Raw genomic sequence first — 20,090 nt, 5'->3', positions numbered from 1 at the left:
GGCCCTCATCGTGCGGCGCGTCAGCGGGACAACGGCACCTGCACCGAGGCGCGGGGGACCGGCACGACCGGGTGGTCGCAGAGCGCGGCGAGGTGCGCGGCCACCTTCTCCGGATCGTCGTACGGGTCGAGCCCGCTGACCTCGATCGGGTCCAGGGCGGGCACCGCCACGTGCGACACCAGCGGGTGCAGCGGCCGGGTGTCGGTCTCGCCGGTGCCGAACAGGTCCTCGTGCAGCTTCTCGCCGGGGCGCAGCCCGGTGTAGACGATCGGCACGCTGCTCTCCGCCTGCTCGGCCATCTGCCGGGCCAGGTCGGCGATGCGGACGGGCTCTCCCATGTCCAGCACCAGCGCCTCCCCGTCGCGGCCGATCTCGGCGGCCTGCAACACCAGGTGCACCGCCTCCTGCACCGTCATCAGGTAGCGGGTCACCTCCGGGTGGGTGACGGTGAGCGGGTGGCCCAGCTCGATCTGCCGCTGGAACGCGGTCACCACCGAACCGCGGCTGCTCAGCACGTTGCCGAAGCGGACGCTGAGGAAGGTGCCGGGGAACCGGGAGGCGGCGTGCGCGGTCAGCCGCTCGGTGATCCGCTTCGAGTAGCCGAGGACGCTGATCGGGTCGGCCGCCTTGTCGGTGGAGATGTTGACGAAGCGGGCCACGTCGCGGCACGCGTCGAGCACGGAGAGGGTGCCCCAGACGTTCGTCTTCACCGCCTCGCCGGGGTGCCGCTGGAGCAGCGTGAGGTGCTTGAGCGCGGCGGCGTGGAAGATGACGTCCGGCCGGCGCTCGCGGATGATCCGCCGGATGCCCTCGTCGTCGCGCAGATCGGCGAGGATCAGCTCGGGGCCGTCCAGCAGGGCGCGGCCGGCCAGCGACATCTGCAGGCCGTGCAGGGCCGACTCGTCGCGGTCGAGCATCATCAGCTCGCCCGGGTCCGCCTTCATCACCTGCCGGCACAGCTCCGAGCCGATGGAGCCGCCCGCGCCGGTGACCAGGACCCGTCGACCGCTGAGCCCGTTGCCGGTCAGCGCCATGTCGGCGACCACCTGCCGGCGGCCGAGGAGGTCGTCGATCTGCACGTCGCGGACGTCGGTGACGGTGATCCGGTGGTCGACGAGGTCCCGGACCGGAGGCAGCACCTTGAACGTCGCCCCGGTCCGGAGGGTGGCCTCGCGGATCTGCCGGATCAGCGCGGCGTCGGCGTTGGCGACGGAGAAGATCACCGTCGTCGCGCCGGTGCGCCGTACGGCCGCCGCCACGTCCTGACGGCCGCCGAGCACGCGTACGCCGCCGATGCGCAGGTCCCGCTTGTCGGGGTCGTCGTCGAGGGCGCCCACGGGCCGGTAGCGTCCACGCGGATCGCCGAGCATGGCCCGCAGCAGCCCCTGCCCGGCGTCGCCGAGCCCGAACAGCAGCACGGGGTTGGAGGACCGGACGTCGGGCCGCATGGCGAGGTCACGGCGGTGCCGGTACGTGAACCGGGCGGTCAGCATGAACAGCAGCGCCAGGGCGCCACCGACCAGCGGCGTGCTCGCCGGCACCGGTCGTACGCCGGCCGGCAGCAGCCCGATCAGCATGATCGCGGCCGTGGTGGCCGCCGTGCCCGCGACCCCCTGCACCTCCTGGAGGCTGCCCAGCGGGTGGCGTCCGGAGTAGATCCGGCGGACCGCCGCGACGGCCACGTGCACGACGGCGGCGAGGGCGCCGCAGGTGGCCGCGCGCGCGAGCTGGCCGGAGGCCAGGTCGAGTTCGTAACGGAACCAGACCGCTGCGGTGAACCCGCCGACCCAGGCGGTGCTGTCGGTGGCGAGGAATCCGATGGTGCGGCGGCGGGCCCTGGTCCGGTGCGACCCCTGCTCCCCGAGTCGGGTGGTCTCTGTTTCCGGCGGCATCTGTGCTCCCTGTCCGTCTCCGACCGCTTCCGCCTCAGGGCGGAAGGAGCTTTGGGCTCTTTTAGTTGATACATGGTCGAGTGCGATGTTTGGAGCTTTTCAGGTCTGATGACCGAATTTTCGTCCGTCGGGCCCAACGGGGGCCGTCAACGGGCCGGTACGCCCTTGACGACGACACCGTCCGGCACGTCCCGGACGACGCAGGCGCCCGCCCCGACGGTGCTGTCCCGGCCCACCCGCAGGCCCTGCAACACGGCCGCCGTCGTGCCGACGAGCACCCCCTCCGCCAGGTGGCAGTCGCCCGAGACGGCGGCCAGCGGATTGACCGAGACGAAGTCGGCGAGGGTGCAGTCGTGCCCGACCGTGGCGTTCTGGTTGAGGTGCACGTGCCGGCCGAGCGTGACGTTGGTGGTGACCCGGGCCCCGGCGAAGGCGACGAGGCCCGGGCCGTGCACCGTGTCCGGCCCGATCGTCGCCGCCGGATGCACGAGGCTCGCCGCCGGCGTGCCGTACGCCTCGACCCGGGCGGCGACCGCCCGCCGGACGCGCGGGTCGCCGATGCCGATGACGTGGTGCGCGTCCGGGGGCGCGTCGCGCAGCCAGGCGACGCCGCCGAGATAGGGCACGTCGAGCCGTTGCACCCGCTTCAGGTTCTCCTCGGAGGGCCGGTCGTCGACGAATCCGAGGAGGCGCCAGCGTGGCCGGCCGGCGGCGACGTCCATCGCCCGCGCGATCGTGAGGACCTCCCGGCCGTGCCCGCCGCAGCCGACGACCACCAGCGGGACCGTCACGCCGTCGACCCTCCCGTGCGGGCCGCCAGGAACTCGTCGACGGCGGCGAGGACGAGGCCGACCTGCCCCTCGTTCATCGCGCTGCCGCTGGGCAGGGCCAGCCCGTCGGCGAACAGCCGCTCGGCCACCCCGGTGACGAGGCACTCGGCGTCGGCGTACGCCGGTTGCAGGTGCATCGGCTTCCAGACCGGGCGGGTCTCGATGTCCCGCCCCGCCAGGTGGGCGGCCAGGTCGGCGGCCCGCCAGCCGGCCCGCTGCGGGTCGACCGCGATGGTGGTCAGCCAGCAGTTGGAGCCGAGGTCCTCCACGCCGAGCAGCCGCACACCCGGGATCGGGGCGAAGAGCTTGGCGTACTGGTCGCGCAGGTGCCGGCGCCGGGCGATCATTCCGTCCAGCCGGACGAGCTGGGCGCGGCCCAACGCGGCGAGCAGGTTGCTCAGCCGGTAGTTGTAGCCCGTCTCGCGGTGCTCGTAGTGCGGCGTCGGCTCGCGGGCCTGGGTCGACAGGAACCGGGCCCGGGCCAGCAGGGCCGTGTCGTCGGAGACGAGCATCCCGCCGCCCGAGGTGGTCATGATCTTGTTGCCGTTGAAGGAGAGGATGCCCGCCTGCCCGAAGGAGCCGGCGGGCCGGCCGTGATGGGTCGCGCCGAGGGCCTCCGCGGCGTCCTCGACGACCGGTACGCCCGCCGCCGCGCAGACCGGGGCCAGCGCGGTGTGGTCGGCGCAGCTGCCGAAGAGGTCGACGGGGACGACCGCGCCGACGCGCTGTCCCCGGAGGACGAGGGCCCGGATCAGCTCGTCCACGAGGGCCACGTCGAGGTTCCCGGAATGCGGGTCGCAGTCGACGAAGACCGGCCGGGCACCGGCGTAGCGGACCGCGTTCGCGGTCGCCACGAACGTCAGCGTCGGCACGATGACGGCGTCCCCGGGCCCGACTCCCACCCCGAGCAGCGCCAGGTGCAGCGCGGCCGTGCCGGAACTCATGGCGACGGCCCCGCAGGTGCCCACCCGCGTGGCGACCTCGCGTTCGAACGCGTCGAGGTCCGGGCCGACGGGCGCGACCCAGCCGGACCGCAGGGCGGCGACGACGTACGACTCCTCCAGCGGCCCGACGTCGGGTGGGGACAGGTGGATGGTCCCGCTCATCGGCCACCTCCGGCGGGGACGGTGAGGGTGGCGTCCGGTCCCGGCACCGCGGGGGCGAGCGGGGGCGTGCCGAGGAACTCGGGAGCGGTGGCCGAGCCCGCCGCGGAGATCCCCTCGCGGCGCAGCACGGTGCGGACGGTCGCGGCGAGGATCGACAGGTCCAGCCGCAGGCTGCGGTGGTCGACGTACCAGACGTCCAGGTCCAGCTTCTCCGCCCAGCCCAGGCTGTTGCGGCCACGCACCTGGGCCAGCCCGGTGACGCCCGGCCTGACCTCGTGCCGGCGGGCCTGGGCGGGGGAGTAGCGCGGCAGGTACTCGGTGAGCAGGGGACGGGGGCCGACCAGGCTCATGTCGCCGCGCAGCACGTTCCACAGCGTCGGCAGCTCGTCCAGGCTGGTGGAGCGCAGGAAGCGGCCCAGCGGCGTCAGCCGGTCCCCGTCGCGCACCCGTCCCCGCAGTGGATCCGGCGGGAGCATGGTGCGGAACTTGACCAGCTCGAACACCTCACCGTGCCGTCCCGCGCGGGGCTGCCGGAACAGCACCGGCCGACCGAGTCCCGCCGCCACCAGCACCGCCACGACGAGGACCAGCGGCGCGGTCAGCACGAGCAGCACCACGGCCGCCAGCACGTCGATCGCCCGCTTCAGGGCCTCCGGTCGGGGCCGCTCCGCGAGGCTTCCCAGCGTGTCCACGGAACCAGGCAAGGCTTCGACCTCCAGGGCAGAGTCGGGCACCAGTTGACAAACACGTTCTAACAGGGATGAACGCACCAGCGGTGCGAAATCGCGACACTCGCCGCCGATCCCGACAGGTCAACCGCGCAACGGCCCGTCAGGACGCGGCCCGACGCTGAAGACGTGCCCCTCGACCTGCCCGCGTCGCGGCCCTGGTGGGGCGGCACGTGGGCCGACGCCGGCGGGTGCCGCCGCCCGCGAATGCGCAGGGACCGGCCAGCCCCGCGCCCCCGGCGGCACCGCTACCCACCCGCCTGCCGATGTCACGGCACCCGCCTGCCGATGTTCGGCGCATCCGCCCGCTTACGCTCAGGGCGTCGCGTCGCCGCCTTCGAGCCGGCGGACCAGTAGCGTGCGCAGGGGGATCGACTCGCCGTCGCGACCACCCGCGCCGACCACGAGCGGCGGCGGACTCGGCTGGGGCTCGGCCCCGAACAGCAGGGCGCGTGGGCCGCCGGCCACGGTCAGCAGGTGGAACCGCCCGTCGACGTCGACGGCGCGGGTGCGGGCCCGGTCGACGTACCAGCCGCGCAGCCCCGTCCGGTAGCTGCCGCGCCCGTCGAGCCCCCGGGCCGTGAGCCGTTCCGTGGGCAGCCCGCGCCGGGTCGCCTCGGCGACGAACCAACCGACCAGCTCCGCCGCCTCGGCGTGCTCGGCCGCCCGCCGGCGCTCGTCGGCCGCCGCGTGCGCCCGCACCGCCCGCCGCTGCCGCTCCCGCCACTCCAGGCCGTCGCCCCGATCCACGACCGAGACGGTACGCCCCGCCGCCCGCCACCGGAAAGCACCGTCACGAGACCCACGCCGCTGATCTGGTCTGTCGCCGGACACTCCGGCGTGCCCACCGCCGGTGCGGTCTGGCGGTGGCGCGTCTCCGGGGACGCACCGGCGCGCGCCTCGCCCCGGTCCGGCCGGTCGGGTGGCGCGCTCCGGGAAGCACCATCGCGCCCTATCGGCGGTCCGGTCAGTCGACCGGCGAGCACCGCCGGGCGCTGATTGGTCGGAAGCAGGTCCGGGCGAGAGGTCCGCACGACGCTGTCGAGCTGAGTCGTTTGCGACATCGGGCGCTGGCAGTTGGGAGGTCCGTGGGTGAGAGGTCGGCACGACGCTGTCGAGCTGAGTCGTTTGCGACATCGGGCGCTGGCGGTCGTGGGAGGTTCGTGGGTGAGAGGTCGGCATGACGCTGTCGAGCTGAGTCGTTTGCGACATCAGGCGGTTGCCTGAACCGTCGTTGAATCGTCTACGACATCAGCTCGACAGCGTCGTGCGTGCGTCCCGCGCCGCCCTGTAGTCCGGCCAGGTGGCCTGGAACCTGGCCGGTCTCCAGGGCTGCGTGCCGCGTCGCTCCGGGCGGCTTGGGCCGTGTCAGGCCAGACTGGCCCAGGCCAGTCCGGCCCAGGCCAGTCCGGCCCAGGCCAGTCCGGCCCAGGCCAGTCCGGCCCAGGCCAGTCCGTGTCAGGCCAGTCCGGCCCGGCGCAGCGCGTCCGCCATGGCGTCGTTGGTCGGCGCCGGTCCCGCTGCGCCACGGCCCTGCCGTTGCGCCCCGCCTCGCCCGCCGCCCTGCCCGGACTGGCCGCCCTGACCGCCGCGCCCGCCGCCCTGGGCGCCTTGCGCGCCCCGGTCACCGCGTCCACCGCCCGGGCCGGGCTGGCCGCTCTGACCCGGCTGGGCGCCCTGGCCGCCCCGCGTGGCGCCCCGGTCGCCGCGCGGTCCGCCCTGCCCGCCACGTTCGCGGCGCCCGCCGTCCGGGCCGCCACGCCCGGCGCCCGCCTCCGCGTCGTCCTCCAACCGGAGGGTGAGCGAGATCCGCTTGCGGGGCACGTCGACGTCGAGCACCTTGACCCGTACGACGTCGCCGGACTTGACCACCTCGCGTGGGTCCTTCACGAACGTCCGGGACATGGCCGAGACGTGCACCAGCCCGTCCTGGTGCACGCCGACGTCCACGAACGCGCCGAACGCGGCCACGTTGGTCACCACGCCCTCCAGCACCATGCCGGGCACCAGGTCGCCGATCTTCTCCACCCCCTCGACGAAGGTGGCGGTGCGGAACTCCGGCCGAGGGTCGCGGCCCGGCTTCTCCAGCTCGGCGAGGATGTCGGTGACGGTGGGCAGGCCGAAGGTGTCGTCGACGAAGTCGGTGGCCCGCAGCCCCCGCAGGATGGCGCTCCTGCCGATCAGCGACCGCAGGTCCTGCCCCGTGGTGGACAGGATCCGGCGGACCACCGGGTACGCCTCGGGGTGCACGCTGGAGGAGTCCAGCGGGTCGTCACCACCGGGGATGCGCAGGAAGCCGGCACACTGCTCGAAGGCCTTCGGCCCGAGCCGGGCCACCTTCTTCAGCTCCGACCGGGTGCGGAACGGACCGTTCGAGTCGCGGTGCAGCACGATGTTCTCCGCCAGCCCGGCGCCGATGCCCGAGACCCGGGTCAGCAGCGGCGCGGAGGCGGTGTTGACGTCGACGCCGACCGCGTTGACGCAGTCCTCGACCACCGCGTCCAGCGACCGGGAGAGCTTCACCTCCGACAGGTCGTGCTGGTACTGGCCGACCCCGATCGAGCGCGGGTCGATCTTCACCAGCTCGGCGAGCGGGTCCTGCAGGCGGCGGGCGATGGAGACCGCGCCGCGCAGCGAGACGTCCATCCCGGGCAGCTCCTGGGAGGCGTACGCGGAGGCGGAGTAGACCGACGCGCCGGCCTCGGAGACCACCACCTTGGTGAGGTTGAGCTGCGGGTACCGCTTGATCAACTCGCCGGCGAGCTTGTCGGTCTCCCGGCTGGCGGTGCCGTTGCCGATGGCGACCAGCTCGACGCCGTGCGCCCCGGCCAGCCGGGCGAGGGTCTCGATCGAGGCGTCCCACTGCCGGCGCGGCTCGTGCGGGTAGATCGTGTCGGTGGCGACCACCTTGCCGGTGGCGTCCACCACGGCGACCTTCACACCGGTACGCAGGCCCGGGTCCAGCCCCATGGTGGGCCGGGTGCCGGCCGGCGCGGCGAGCAGCAGGTCCCGCAGGTTGATCGCGAAGACCCGCACCGCCTCCTCCTCGGCCGCCTGCCACAGGCGCATCCGCAGGTCCGCCCCGAGGTGGATGAGGATCCGCGTACGCCAGGCCCAGCGCACCGTGTCGGCCAGCCACCGGTCCGCCGGCCGGCCCTTGTCGGTGATGCCGAACCGCCCGGCGATCGCCGCCTCGTAGCGGCTCGGCCCGGTGGCCACCGCGTCGGCCTCGCCGGCCTCCTCGGACTCCATGGTCAGGTCGAGCACGCCCTCCTTCTCGCCCCGGAACATGGCCAGGATCCGGTGCGAGGGCAGCTTCGGGTACGGCTCGGCGAAGTCGAAGTAGTCGGCGAACTTCGCGCCGGCCGACTCCTGCCCGTCGCGTACCCGGGAGGCCAGCCGGCCCCGCGACCACATCTGCTCGCGCAGCGTGCCGATCAGGTCGGCGTCCTCGGCGAAGCGCTCGATGAGGATCGCGCGGGCGCCCTCCAGGGCGGCGGCGGCATCGGCCACGCCCTTCTCCGCGTCCACGAAGCCGGCGGCGGCCTGGCGCGGGTCCTGCCCCGGGTCGGCCAGCAGCGACTCGGCGAGCGGCTCCAGCCCGGCCTCGCGGGCGATCTGCGCCCGGGTGCGGCGCTTGGGCTTGTACGGCAGGTAGATGTCCTCCAGGCGGGACTTCGAGTCGGCCGCCATGATCTGCGCTTCCAGGGCCTCGTCGAGCTTGCCCTGACCACGGATCGACTCCAGCACCGCCGCGCGCCGCTCGTCCAGCTCGCGCAGGTAGCGCAGCCGCTCCTCCAGGGTGCGCAGCTGGGTGTCGTCGAGCAGGCCGGTGGCCTCCTTGCGGTAGCGGGCGATGAACGGCACGGTCGCACCGCCGTCGAGCAGCTCCACGGCCGCCCGTACCTGACGCTCGGCGACGCCGAGTTCCTCGGCGATCCGCTGATGAACAGAGAGGGTCACGATCTCGATCCGCCTTCGGTGTGGGTTCCGCCCTGCATTGTGCCGGCCCCCACCGACGCCCGTCGCCGCCCCCGGCCCGGCGAGCCGCCCCACCCCTTCCTCACACCGCCTCGCCCGCGACGCTGCCCGCTGCGCTAGCGTGGCGATCATGGAACATCCCGCGGACCCGCGCGCCCGGCGGCTCTTCGGCGGCAGCGCCCGGGCGCTCGGGGACCTCGCCGCCAGCCCGTTCCGGGCCGACCGCGACCGCATCGTGGCCTCGCCGTTCTTCGCCCGGCTCAACGGCGTGACCCAGGTGGTCAGCCCCGGCGGCTCCGGCCTGCTCGTGCACAACCGGCTGACCCACAGCCTCAAGGTGGCGCAGGTGGCGCGCGCCATCGCCGAGCGGCTCACCGCCGACGAGGCGCACCGCGACCTGCTGGCGAAGCTGGGCGGCTGCGACCCGGACGTGGTGGAGGCCGCCGCGCTCGCGCACGACCTCGGCCACCCTCCGTTCGGGCACCTGGGGGAGCGGGTGCTGGACCGGCTGGCCCGCCAGCGCCTCGGGCTGACCGACGGGTTCGAGGGCAACGCCCAGTCGTACCGGATCGTCACCAGCACCGAGATCCGCGGCGCGGCGACCACCGGCCTGGACCTCACGGCGGCGGTGCGGGCGGCACTGCTGAAGTACCCGTGGACGCGGCTGGACCACCCCGACCCGCACCCCCGGCTGCTGGACCCGCCGCCGCGCGGCGCCACCCCGCCGCCGGACGACCCGGACAGCGGCTCGTCGAAGTTCGGGGCGTACCGGACGGAGCTCGGCGACCTGCGGCAGGCCCGGGAGCCGTTCGTGGGGCGCATCCCGGACTGGCAGCAGACCCCCGAGGCGTCGATCATGGACACCGCCGACGACGTCGCGTACGCGATCCACGACGTGGAGGACTTCTACCGGGTCGGGGTGCTCCAGCAGGGCGCGGTGGCCGCCGAGCTGATGGCCTGGCAGCGCGAGAGCGGGCACTTCCGGGCCATCACCGACGCGGCCCTGGCGGCCGCCGCCCGTCGGCCCGGCTCGGCGATCGAGCGGCTGCGCCGGCAACTGCACCGCAAGGACGCCTGGATCGCCGACGACGAGGCGTTCGCCGCCGCCGTCGAGCACGTCCGCGAGGAGTTGGTGGAGGGGCTGCTCGCCATGCCCTTCGATGGCTCCATCGAGGCGGAGCAGTACGTGGCCCGGTTCTCCGCCCGGTGGACGACCCGCTTCGTCGACGCGATCACCGTGGTCGAGCAGCCGGCGGTCCGCTCCGGTCACGTGCTGCTGGCCCCCGCGCAGTGGCACGAGGTGCAGGTGCTCAAGTTCGTCCACCACCGGTTCGTGCTGGCCCGGCCGGACCTGGCCCTGCACCAGCGCGGGCAGGCCCGGCTGCTGGGCACCCTGGTGGAGGCGCTGCTGGAGTGGCTGCTCGACCCCGCGGAGGAGTCCCGGCTGCCGCGCCGCCTGCACGACCTCGTGGAGCTGGCCGAGGCGGAGCTGCACCCGCGTACGCCGGACCGGATCGGCAAGGCCCGCGGGCGGGCGATCGTCGACTTCGTCGCCCAGCTCACCGACGGCCAGGCGGTCGCCATGCTGGACGCCCTGTCGGGCCGCTCCGGGGCGCTCTGGACCGACGCCTTCGTCCTCTGAGGGGCGGCGCAGCGGCACGCCCCACGGCGCTCAGGCGACGGCCTGCCACCAGCCGTCGACGGCCGGCGGATCGTCCACCACCACCCGCTCCCCGGGGCGGGGCACGGCCAGCCGTACGTCCCGGGCCTTCGCCTCGGCCCAGATCCGGTCCACCGGCTCGGACCAGTCGTGCAGGGCGAGGTTGAACGTCGCCCAGTGCACCGGCAGGAGTAGCCCGCCGCGCAGGTCGAGGTGGGCGGCGACGGCCTCCTCGGGGAACATGTGGATGCTCGGCCAGGCCCGGTCGTACGCGCCGATCTGCACCAGCGTGACGTCGAAAGGCCCGTGCCGCTCGCCGATCTCGGCGTAGCCGTCGAAGTAGCCGGAGTCGCCGGTGTAGAAGACCTTGCGGTGCGCGCTGGCGACGACCCAGGAGCTCCAGAGTGTCCCGTCGCGGCGCAGCCCCCGGCCGGAGAAGTGCTGCGCGGCGGTGGCCGTGATCGCCAGCCCCGCCACCCGGTGACTCTCCTCCCAGTCCAGCTCGATGATCCGCCCGGCCGGTACGCCCCAGCGGTCCAGGTGCGCGCCCACGCCCAGGGGCACCAGGAACGGCGCCGACTGCAGGGCGGTCAGCGCCTGGACGGTCGCCATGTCGAGGTGGTCGTAGTGGTCGTGCGAGATCAGGATCGCGTCCACCGGGGGCAGTTCGTCGAGGCGTACCGGCGGCTGGTGCAGGCGGCGCGGGCCGACCAGGCTCGACGGCGAGCACCGGTCGCTCCACACCGGGTCGAGCAGCACCCGTCGGCCCTCGATCTCGATCAGGGCGGAGGCGTGGCCGTACCAGACGACGTTCAGCTCACGCCCGGCATCGGTGGCCGGGGCGGCGCCCGGGCGCGACAGCGGCACGGCGACGCTCGGCCGGCGCTTCTGCTTGCCGAAGATCAGCTCCCGGACCAGGTTGCGGTCGGGGGTGCCGGCCATCGAGCGGGAGCCGCCCGGGTTGCGGAAGGTGCCGTCGTGGAACCGGGGCGAGCGGGCGGCCCGCTCCGCGCGGGCGCCGGTGAGCCGGCCGCCGAGCGCCGCCGGCACGTCCCGGGCCACCCACGCGAGCCCGGCGAGCGCGGCCAGCCCGGCCGCCCCGCGTAGCCGCCGCCCGAGCCGGCGGTCGCCGCCGGCGCCTTCCCCTTGTGCCCCCATCGCAAGTCCCTCCGCCGTGCCCCGTCGTACACGGTAGCCGGGCCGCCGCGCGACCGCCGGGCGGTCGGCCGGGCGCCGGGGGCGGTCCGGCCGGACCGCCCCCGGGCGGCGGACCCCGGCGGGCGGTCGCGGCGCGCCGGTGGCCCCGACGGCGGTCGCGGCGGTTCAGCCGCCGTTGCTGGGTCGCTGCACGGCCGGGCGGTGGACGAGGCCGGTGCCGACGAGGTTGTCGACCGCGGCGAGGAAGTGCCGGCCCATCCGGGCCCGGGCCGCGACGGCGGGGTGCGTCGCGCCGAAGTTGTCGGCGCCGGCCTGGCCGTCTGCGAAGAGGGCGTACGTCAGCACGGGCGCGCCGGCCTTGTCGAAGATCACGCCGGCCTCGTGCCGGGCGTCGGCGAACCAGCCCGCCTTGGTGGCGACCCGGGCCCGCTCGGCGGAGGACATGACCCGCCGCACCCCGTCGGTGTAGGCGACCGGCGCCCGCAGCAGCCGGAGCACCAGCGCCGTGGAGGTCGGCGCGAGCAGCGTGCCCGCCACCAGCGCGCGCAGCAGGTCGTGGGTCTCCCGGGGGGTGCTGGTGCCGAGGAAGAACCGGTAGGGGTTGGCGACCGGCTGCACCTGGGTGTTCGGGAAGCCCTTGCCGAGCAGGATCTCGTTGAGCTCGGCGGCCGGGCAGACCGACCCGCACAGCCGTACCGCCGTGTCGTCGGAGACGGTCAGCAGGTTGGCCAGCACGTGCCCGAGCGTGACGGAGCTCGGGTACGCCCCGTCGAGGCTGAAGATGCCGTCGCCGCCGGGCACCACGATCGCCTCGGTCACCTCGATGCGCTGGTCGAGCGTGAGCAGCCCCCGGTCGACCTTGTCGAGCACCGCCACCGCCACCGCGATCTTGTTGACGCTGTACGCCTCGATCCGCCGGTCGGGCTCGTCGGCGACCGGCACCAGGAGCGGGCCCGCCGGGTCCACGACGCTGACGTACGCCTGCCAGTTGCCGCCCGCGTGCGCGCTCTCGCCCTGGTAGCTCGTGGTCACCCGGTGCGCGGCCTGCCGTGGCGTCGCCGGCGCCGGCCCGGCCACGCCACGGCCGGGGGCGGCCGCGGCCGGGGACGCGGCGCCGAGCACCGTTCCCGCCGTGGCCACCGTGCCCAGTCCCAGCGCGGTCCTGCGGTTCACCCGGATAGTCAATCGTCTCTCCCGTCGTGGTGGGCCGGCCCACCACCCTAGGCGAAATGATCGACGCCGGTGATCCCGCGCGGCGCTCACCGCAGCCGGCGCCGGACGGCCGCCACGACCGGGCCGGGCAGTTCCCCGACGGCCCGCGCCACCCGTTGGAGGTCGGGCAGCCAACCGCCGCGCACCGCCGCGGCGGCCGGGTCCGGCGCGAACACCGTGCCGTCGTGCGGTGCGACCGGCCGGTCGGTCAGCCCGAGCAGTCGCATCAACGGCCCGACGAGGGCGTCGTAGACGCCCGGCAGCATGGTGAAGCCGACCCGCATGACCAGGTTGACCCGGCCCACCGACACCTCCCGGCGGGGCCGGTCGGCGCAGTCCACGATGGCCTGCGCCACCCGCTCCGGGGTGGTGACGGGCGGCGGGGGCCGGCCGGCCCGGCCGAGGTAGTTCGCGGCCCGCTGGTAGACCGGGGTGTCCACACTGCCCGGGTTGACGATGCAGACGTGCACCCCCGGGGTCTCCCGGGTCTCCTGCTGGAGGGTGCGCGTGAGCCCCTGCAACCCCCACTTGCTCGCCACGTAGCCGCTCATGTAGGGCGTGGTGATGTGGCCCAGCACCGACCCGATCAGGATCAGCGTTCCCCCGCCGTCCGCCGAGAAGCGGCGCAGCGCCACCCGGGCGACCGCGGCGGCGGCGAGCAGGTCGGTGCGCACCACCTGCTCGAAGACCCGCTCCGGGGTCTCCTCGAACCGGCCGTACGCCATCACCGCCGCCGTGTGCACCCAGACGTCGATGCCGCCGAACCGGTCGAGGGTCGCGTCGGCGAGCGCCGTCAGCGCGCCGTCGGCGGTGATGTCGGTGGGCACCTGGAGCACCTGCGCGCCCGCCGCCCGGCACTCGTCGCGCACCGCGGCGAGGGCGACGGGGGAGCGGGCGGCGAGCACGAGGCGGTCCCCGCGTGCCGCGAAGGCCCGGGCCGCCGCCCGGCCGATCCCGCTGGTCGCGCCGGTCACGACCACCGTCCGGGTCACGGTGTCAGCACGACCTTGACGCAGCCGTCCTCCTTCTTCTGGAACATCTCGTACGCCTGCGGCGCCTCCGCCAGCGGCACCCGGTGGGTACGCAGGTCCGCCACGCCCAACGGGTCGTCGTCGCCGGAGAGCAGCGGGATGATCTCGTCGGTCCACCGGCGCACGTGGCACTGCCCCATCCGCAGCTGGACGCCCCGGTCGAACATCTCCATCAGGGGCATCGGGTCGACCTCGCCGCCGTAGACGCCGGAGATGGAGACCGTGCCGCCGCGACGGACGGCCTTGAGCGCGGCCTTGAGCACGACCAGCCGGTCGACGCCCGCCTTGTCGGTCATGGTCTGCGCGAGCTTGTCCGGCAGCAGCCCGGCGGCGGTCTGGGCGAGCTTGCCGAGGGGCGCGCCGTGGGCCTCCATGCCCACCGCGTCGATGACGGCGTCGGGGCCGCGCCCCTCGACGAGGTCGATCAGCGCGCTGGGCACGTCGTCCAGCTGGCTGACGTCGAGCACCTCGATGCCGTGCCGGCGGGCCATCGCCAACCGCTCCGGCACCAGGTCCAGCCCGATGACCCGGTCCGCGCCGAGGTGCCGGCCGATGCGGGCGCAGAGCTGGCCGACCGGCCCGAGGCCGAAGACGGCGAGGGTGCCACCGCGCGGGGTGTCGGCGTACTTCACCGCCTGCCAGGCGGTCGGCAGGATGTCGGACAGGTAGAGCCAACGCTCGTCGGGCCCGGTGTCGGGCACCTTGATCGGGCCGAACTGGGCGTGCGGCACCCGCAGGTACTCCGCCTGCCCACCGGGCACCGAGCCGTAGAGCGACGTGTAGCCGAACAGCGCGGCGCCCTTGCCCTCGGCGGTGACCTGCGTGGTCTCGCACTGCGCGTACAACTGCCGGTCGCACATCCAGCAGGAGCCGCAGGCGATGTTGAACGGCACCACCACCCGGTCGCCCGGCTTGAGTCGGGTCACCCCCGCGCCCACCTCCTCGACGATGCCCATCGGCTCGTGGCCGAGGATGTCGCCGGGCTTCAGGTACGGCCCGAGCACCTCGTACAGGTGCAGGTCGGAGCCGCAGATCGCGGTCGAGGTGATCCGGACGACGGCATCGATCGGCTCCTCGATCCGCGGATCAGGCACCTCCTCCACCCGTACGTCCCGCTTGCCCTGCCAGGTCAGTGCCTTCATGTCCCGTCGCTCCTCCTCGTGCCGTCCCCGGGGTTGCTACCCGCCCCCGACGACTTGAACCGGCACCGGAGCGCCGAGGTGGCCGATGGCGGGCGGGTCGCGATGGCGGGGCCAGGGGCGGGTCGCGACAGCCGGGCCGGGGGCGGGTCGCGACAGCCGGGCCGGGGGCGGGTGGTTCGGGCGGCATCGAGGGCCGGGATCGCGTGGGTGACGGCCCGCAGCCGCCGCGGGGATGGTCGAAGCCGGATGCGCAAGGCCGGGCGTCGTCCCCGAAGCGGCTCCGGCCCGGCGTTCGGTGGCCCGGCGGTCGGTGGTGCGGCGTCCGGTGGTCTGGTGGCGCGGAGTCCGGTGGCTTGGCGGTGCGGCGTTCGGTGGTCTGGTGGTGCGGCGTTCGGTGGCCCGGAAGCTTGGCGGTGTGGCGTCCGGTGGTCTGGTGGTGCGGCGTCCGGCGGTCCGGTGGTGCGGCGTCGGGCGTCCGGTGGTCCGGTGGCTGCCTGTCGAGCTGATGTCGCAGACGACTCAGCTGATGTCGCAAACGATTCAGCTCGACAGGGCGCGAGCAGGGAGATCCGGCCGCGGGGAGTCCCTGGACGCGGCGGCCACGCGGGTGTGGGCGCGGGCCAGCGGGCCGTATCCGGGCAGGCCGAACTCCGTCGAAGTCGAAGTCGGGGCGCGGGCGTCGCGGTGGGGAGGGGGACGGCGGGCCGGCGATCGGGCAGGGGCTACGGCGAGGGTCGCCGCGATCGGGCAGGTGCTACGGCGAGGGCCGCCGCGTTCGGAAGACGCGGCGGCCCTGTGCCGACCTCGCCGGCGTGAGGTGTGCGGGCTCAGGAACCGGGGGTGTTGTCGCCCCGCTTCGAGGTGGCCATCAGGAAGTCGCGGTTGAGCCGGCCGATGGTGTTCAGTGGGATGCCCTTCGGGCAGACCACGGTGCACTCGCCGGCGTTGGTGCAGCCGCCGAAGCCGGCCTCGTCGTGCGCGTCGACCATGCCGATCACCCGGGTGTAGCGCTCCGGCTGGCCCTGCGGCAGCAGCGAGAGCTGGGTGACCTTGGCGGCGGTGAAGAGCATGGCGGAGCCGTTCGGGCAGGCCGCCACGCAGGCGCCGCAGCCGATGCACTCCGCCGCCTCGAACGCGGCGTCCGCGTTGGCCTTGGCGACCGGGGTCGAGTGCGCCTCGGGGGCGCTGCCGGTCGGCGCGGTGATGTAGCCGCCGGCCGCGATGATCTTGTCGAAGGCGCCCCGGTTGACGACCAGGTCCTTGATCACCGGGAAGGCCCGGGCCCGCCACGGCTCGATGTCGATCGTCTCGCCGTCGGAGAACTGCCGCATGTGCAGTTGGCAGGCGGTGGTGCCGCGCTGCGGCCCGTGCGCGTCGCCGTTGATCATCAGGCCGCACATGCCGCAGATGCCCTCGCGGCAGTCGTGGTCGAACGCCACCGGCTCCTCGCCGGCGAGGATCAGCCGCTCGTTGAGGACGTCGAGCATCTCCAGGAACGACATGTCCGGGGAGACGTCGTCGACCTTGTAGGTCACCATCCGACCCTTGTCCTCGGGGCCGGACTGGCGCCAGATGCGCAGGGTCAGGTTCACTTGTAGCTCCGCTGCGTGGGGTGGACGTATTCGAAGTTCAGGTCTTCCTTGTGCAGCACCGAGGGCTCGCCGGTGGCGGTGAACTCCCAGGCCGCCACGTACGCGAAGCGGTCGTCGTCGCGCTCCGCCTCGCCGTCGGGCGTCTGGTGCTCGGCCCGGAAGTGACCGCCGCAGGACTCCTCGCGGTGCAGGGCGTCGATGCACATCAGCTCCGCCAGCTCGAAGAAGTCGGCCACCCGGCCGGCCTTCTCCAGCGACTGGTTGAGCCCCTCGCCGGTGCCCGGAACCCGGACCCGCTGCCAGAACTGCTCGCGCAGGGCGCGGATCTCGTCGATCGCCTTGCGCAGCCCGGCCTCGCTGCGCTCCATGCCGCAGTGCTCCCACATGATCTGGCCCAGCTCGCGGTGGAACGAGTCCACGGTCCGGTCGCCGTCGACGGCCAGCAGCCGCTGGATCCGGTCCTCGACGTCGGCGCGGGCCTGCACGGCCGCCGGGTGCGTGGCGTCGACCTTCTCGAACGGGCCGGACGCCAGGTAGTGGGCGACGGTGTTCGGCAGCACGAAGTAGCCGTCGGCCAGGCCCTGCATGAGCGCCGAGGCGCCGAGCCGGTTCGCGCCGTGGTCGGAGAAGTTGGCCTCGCCGATCACGAACAGGCCCGGGATGGACGACTGGAGGTCGTAGTCGACCCAGAGGCCGCCCATCGTGTAGTGCACGGCGGGGTAGATCCGCATCGGCACCTCGTACGGGTCCTCGCCGGTGATCCGCTCGTACATCTCGAAGAGGTTGCCGTACTTGGCCTCGATGGCCTTGCGGCCGAGCCGGTCGATCGCGTCGGAGAAGTCCAGGTAGACGCCGAGCCCCGTCTGGCCGACGCCGCGCCCCTCGTCGCAGACGTTCTTCGCGGCGCGCGACGCGATGTCGCGGGGGACCAGGTTGCCGAAGGAGGGGTAGATCCGCTCCAGGTAGTAGTCCCGCTCGTCCTCGGGGATGTCCCGCGGGCTGCGGGTGTCGCCCTTGGTCTTGGGCACCCAGACCCGGCCGTCGTTGCGCAGCGACTCGCTCATCAGGGTCAGCTTCGACTGGTGGTCGCCGGAGACCGGGATGCAGGTCGGGTGGATCTGCGTGTAGCAGGGGTTGGCGAAGTACGCGCCCTTGCGGTGGGCTCGCCAGGTGGCGGTGACGTTGCAGCCCTTGGCGTTGGTGGAGAGGTAGAAGACGTTGCCGTAGCCGCCGGAGGCGAGCACGACCGCGTCCGCGAACTCGGTGGTGATCTCGCCGGTGACCATGTCCCGGACCACGATGCCGCGGGCCTTGCCGTCGACGACGATCAGCTCCAGCATCTCGTGCCGGGTGTTCATCTCCACGTTGCCGAGGCCGATCTGCCGCTCCAGCGCCTGGTACGCGCCGAGCAGCAGCTGCTGGCCCGTCTGGCCCCGGGCGTAGAAGGTGCGCTGCACCTGCGCGCCGCCGAAGGAGCGGGTGTCCAGCAGGCCGCCGTACTCGCGGGCGAACGGGACGCCCTGGGCGACGCACTGGTCGATGATGTTGACCGAGACCTCGGCCAGCCGGTGCACGTTGGACTCCCGGGAGCGGAAGTCGCCGCCCTTGACGGTGTCGTAGAAGAGGCGGTGCACCGAGTCGCCGTCGTTGCGGTAGTTCTTGGCGGCGTTGATGCCGCCCTGCGCGGCGATGGAGTGCGCCCGGCGCGGGCTGTCCTGGTAGCAGTAGGTCTTGACCTGGTAGCCCTGCTCGCCCAGCGTGGCGGCGGCCGAGCCGCCGGCGAGGCCGGTGCCGACCACGATCACGGTCATCTTGCGGCGGTTGGCCGGGTTGACCAGCTTGGCCTCGAAGCGGCGGCGTTCCCAGCGGGTCTCGATGGGGCCGTCGGGAGCCTTGGTGTCGGCGATCGGGTCGCCCTCGGTGTAGAGATCCATGTCAGGACACCAATCCGGTGAGTACGGCGAACGGGACCGCCAGGTAGCCGGCGCAGAGCACGACGGCGAAGCCCAGGGCCACGGCTCGGGCCCGCCGCTCGCCGCGCGGGCTCTGCTGGCCGAGGCTGCGCAGCGCGCTGAACAGGCCGTGCCGCAGGTGGAAGCCGAGGGTGACGACCGCCAGGGTGTAGAAGAGCGTGACGTACCAGCGCTCCGGGGCGAAGTCGGCCACCACGTTGGCGTACGGCCGGCTCGGGTCGCCGACCGGGTTCAGCGTGCCGGTGGTGAGGTCCAGGATGTGGTAGATCACGAAGAGCAGGATGATCACGCCACCCCAGCGCATGGTGCGGGCCGCGTAGCTGCCCTGGACCTTCTTGCGGTGGGCGTACTGCACGGGGCGGGCGGCGCGGGCGCGCACGGCGAGGGCGGTCGCGGCCCAGATGTGGCCGAGCACCGCCGCCAGCAGGCCGATCCGCAGGATCCACAGGAACCACACGCCGGGCAGGATCGGGGCGCCGATCTCGCGCAGCCAGTGCGCGTAGTGGTCGAACGAGGTCGCCCCCGTGAAGATCTTCAGGTTGCCGAGCATGTGCGCGATGAGGAACAGCACCAGGATGATGCCCGTCACCGCCATGACGGCCTTCAGGCCGACGCTGGAGCGGATGGGCGACCGAGTTCTCGTGACTACCACGCGATCGACGCTAGGAGCACTTGATTCAGTCGTCCAATGCATCGAACTCGCAGTCTTGATAGCTATAGGCTATGTAGATGCAGCTCCATCAGCTGAAGTACTTCGTTGCGGTGGCGGAAGTGCGACATTTCACCCAAGCCGCCGACATCGTGGGCATCACCCAGCCCTCGTTGAGTAAGCAAGTTCACGCCCTTGAGGACGGCCTCGGCGCCCCGCTGTTCGAGCGGGTAAGGGGCAACATCACACTCACCGCGGCCGGTGAGGTGCTGCTGCCGCTGGCCAAGCGGATCCTCGCCGACGTCGACACCGCGACCCGCGAGGTGCAGGAACTGGTCGGCCTGCGCCGGGGCCGGGTCCGGCTCGGCGCCACCCCCAGCCTCGCCACCTCGCTCGCCCCGCCGGTGCTGCGCCGCTTCCGCGACGCCCACCCCACCATCGACCTGCGGGTGGAGGAGAGCGGCTCGCAGGACCTGGTCCGCGGCCTGCTCCGCGGCGACCTCGACCTGGCACTGATCATCATGCCGGCCCAGGGCACCGATCCCGGGCTGCGCGCCGACCCCATCCTGCGGGAGAGCCTGGTGGTCGCCTCGGTCGAGGAGCTGTCGGTGACCCCGGAGACCGGTCAGCTGCGCGTCGCCGACCTGCGCGACCAGCCGATGGTGATGTTCCGGGAGGGCTACGACCTGCGCGACGCCACCCTGCAGGCCTGCCGGGAGGTCGGCTTCGAGCCGACCATCGCCGTCGACGGCGGCGAGATGGACGCGGTGCTGAGCTTCGTCGAGGCCGGGCTGGGCGTCGCGCTGGTCCCCGGCATCGTGGTGGCCCGACGTCCCGGCGTGCGCGTCACCCGGCTGGCCCCACCCGGCGTCCGGCGGACCATCGCGGTCGCCCGGCGCCGCGACGTGGTGCCCACCCACGCCGGCCGGGAGCTGCGCCGGATACTGCTGGACTACGTCCGCGACGCCACCACCGGCGGGGACCTGCCGCCGGGCGTCGAGCCCCTCTGACGCCGCCGCCCGCGCGCCCGGCCGCACTGGTCCCACGCCGCCGGACCGCGCCGGTCCCAGGCCGCCCGGCCGCGCCATCCGACGCCGCCAGGTGCGCACGACGGAAGACGACCGGGCCCCGCCGGC

At 73.8% G+C, this 20,090-nt stretch carries 15 protein-coding genes; 2 read left to right on the top strand and 13 right to left on the bottom strand.

Annotation, left to right across the window (positions count from 1 at the left end; genetic code table 11):
- Window positions 1–20 precede the first annotated feature (20 nt).
- The 6 genes from ACPXCB_RS00310 to ACPXCB_RS00285 form a co-directional block, all read right to left on the bottom strand.
- Window positions 21–1,892, bottom strand: a complete 1,872-nt coding sequence (locus ACPXCB_RS00310) for a polysaccharide biosynthesis protein (RefSeq protein ID WP_425871085.1) — start codon at window positions 1,890–1,892, stop codon at window positions 21–23.
- 146 nt (window positions 1,893–2,038) lie between these two features.
- Complete coding sequence (locus tag ACPXCB_RS00305; RefSeq protein WP_132235840.1) at window positions 2,039–2,683, bottom strand: acetyltransferase; 645 nt, start codon at window positions 2,681–2,683, stop codon at window positions 2,039–2,041.
- The gene (locus ACPXCB_RS00300; protein WP_425871083.1) at window positions 2,680–3,828 is read right to left on the bottom strand and encodes a DegT/DnrJ/EryC1/StrS family aminotransferase; all 1,149 of its coding nucleotides are present in this window, start codon (window positions 3,826–3,828) and stop codon (window positions 2,680–2,682) included. The genes ACPXCB_RS00305 and ACPXCB_RS00300 overlap by 4 nt, the downstream gene beginning before the upstream one ends.
- On the bottom strand, window positions 3,825–4,520 hold the full coding sequence (locus ACPXCB_RS00295) for a sugar transferase (protein WP_425871081.1): 696 nt from the start codon (window positions 4,518–4,520) through the stop codon (window positions 3,825–3,827). The genes ACPXCB_RS00300 and ACPXCB_RS00295 overlap by 4 nt, the downstream gene beginning before the upstream one ends.
- 351 nt (window positions 4,521–4,871) lie before the next feature.
- Window positions 4,872–5,306, bottom strand: a complete 435-nt coding sequence (locus ACPXCB_RS00290) for a hypothetical protein (protein WP_151455460.1) — start codon at window positions 5,304–5,306, stop codon at window positions 4,872–4,874.
- Between the two features lie 708 nt (window positions 5,307–6,014).
- On the bottom strand, window positions 6,015–8,519 hold the full coding sequence (locus ACPXCB_RS00285; protein ID WP_425871079.1) for a Tex family protein: 2,505 nt from the start codon (window positions 8,517–8,519) through the stop codon (window positions 6,015–6,017).
- 148 nt (window positions 8,520–8,667) lie between these two features.
- Here ACPXCB_RS00285 and ACPXCB_RS00280 point away from each other — a divergent pair, with 148 nt between their 5' ends.
- Complete coding sequence (locus ACPXCB_RS00280; RefSeq protein ID WP_425871077.1) at window positions 8,668–10,179, top strand: deoxyguanosinetriphosphate triphosphohydrolase family protein; 1,512 nt, start codon at window positions 8,668–8,670, stop codon at window positions 10,177–10,179.
- Between the two features lie 30 nt (window positions 10,180–10,209).
- Here ACPXCB_RS00280 and ACPXCB_RS00275 read toward each other — a convergent pair whose 3' ends face one another.
- From ACPXCB_RS00275 to ACPXCB_RS00245, 7 genes are all read right to left on the bottom strand, one after another.
- A complete protein-coding gene (locus ACPXCB_RS00275) occupies window positions 10,210–11,355 on the bottom strand; it encodes an MBL fold metallo-hydrolase (protein ID WP_425871075.1) in 1,146 nt (381 codons plus the stop codon).
- A 165-nt stretch (window positions 11,356–11,520) separates the two neighbouring features.
- A complete protein-coding gene (locus tag ACPXCB_RS00270) occupies window positions 11,521–12,528 on the bottom strand; it encodes a serine hydrolase (protein ID WP_425871073.1) in 1,008 nt (335 codons plus the stop codon).
- A gap of 86 nt (window positions 12,529–12,614) precedes the next feature.
- Window positions 12,615–13,559, bottom strand: a complete 945-nt coding sequence (locus tag ACPXCB_RS00265) for an SDR family NAD(P)-dependent oxidoreductase (protein WP_425871071.1) — start codon at window positions 13,557–13,559, stop codon at window positions 12,615–12,617.
- Window positions 13,556–14,740, bottom strand: coding sequence for a zinc-dependent alcohol dehydrogenase (locus tag ACPXCB_RS00260; protein WP_425871069.1), 1,185 nt, complete (start codon window positions 14,738–14,740; stop codon window positions 13,556–13,558). Before ACPXCB_RS00260 ends, ACPXCB_RS00265 begins: the two co-directional genes overlap by 4 nt.
- Window positions 14,741–15,567: 827 nt before the next feature.
- The gene (locus tag ACPXCB_RS00255) at window positions 15,568–16,332 is read right to left on the bottom strand and encodes a succinate dehydrogenase/fumarate reductase iron-sulfur subunit (protein WP_132235856.1); all 765 of its coding nucleotides are present in this window, start codon (window positions 16,330–16,332) and stop codon (window positions 15,568–15,570) included.
- Entirely contained in the window at window positions 16,329–18,266 is a 1,938-nt protein-coding gene (locus ACPXCB_RS00250) for a fumarate reductase/succinate dehydrogenase flavoprotein subunit (RefSeq protein WP_425871067.1), read from the bottom strand. Before ACPXCB_RS00250 ends, ACPXCB_RS00255 begins: the two co-directional genes overlap by 4 nt.
- Window position 18,267: 1 nt before the next feature.
- Complete coding sequence (locus tag ACPXCB_RS00245) at window positions 18,268–18,999, bottom strand: succinate dehydrogenase cytochrome b subunit (RefSeq protein ID WP_151456382.1); 732 nt, start codon at window positions 18,997–18,999, stop codon at window positions 18,268–18,270.
- A gap of 35 nt (window positions 19,000–19,034) precedes the next feature.
- Here ACPXCB_RS00245 and ACPXCB_RS00240 point away from each other — a divergent pair, with 35 nt between their 5' ends.
- Window positions 19,035–19,964, top strand: coding sequence for a LysR family transcriptional regulator (locus tag ACPXCB_RS00240; RefSeq protein WP_425871065.1), 930 nt, complete (start codon window positions 19,035–19,037; stop codon window positions 19,962–19,964).
- Window positions 19,965–20,090 lie beyond the last annotated feature (126 nt).

It is taken from the genome of Micromonospora sp. DT62 (assembly GCF_049847285.1).
Lineage (GTDB): Bacteria > Actinomycetota > Actinomycetes > Mycobacteriales > Micromonosporaceae > Micromonospora > Micromonospora reichwaldensis.
The sequence above is the reverse complement of the archived record's forward strand: the minus strand, read 5'-3'. Positions and strand labels throughout refer to the sequence as shown.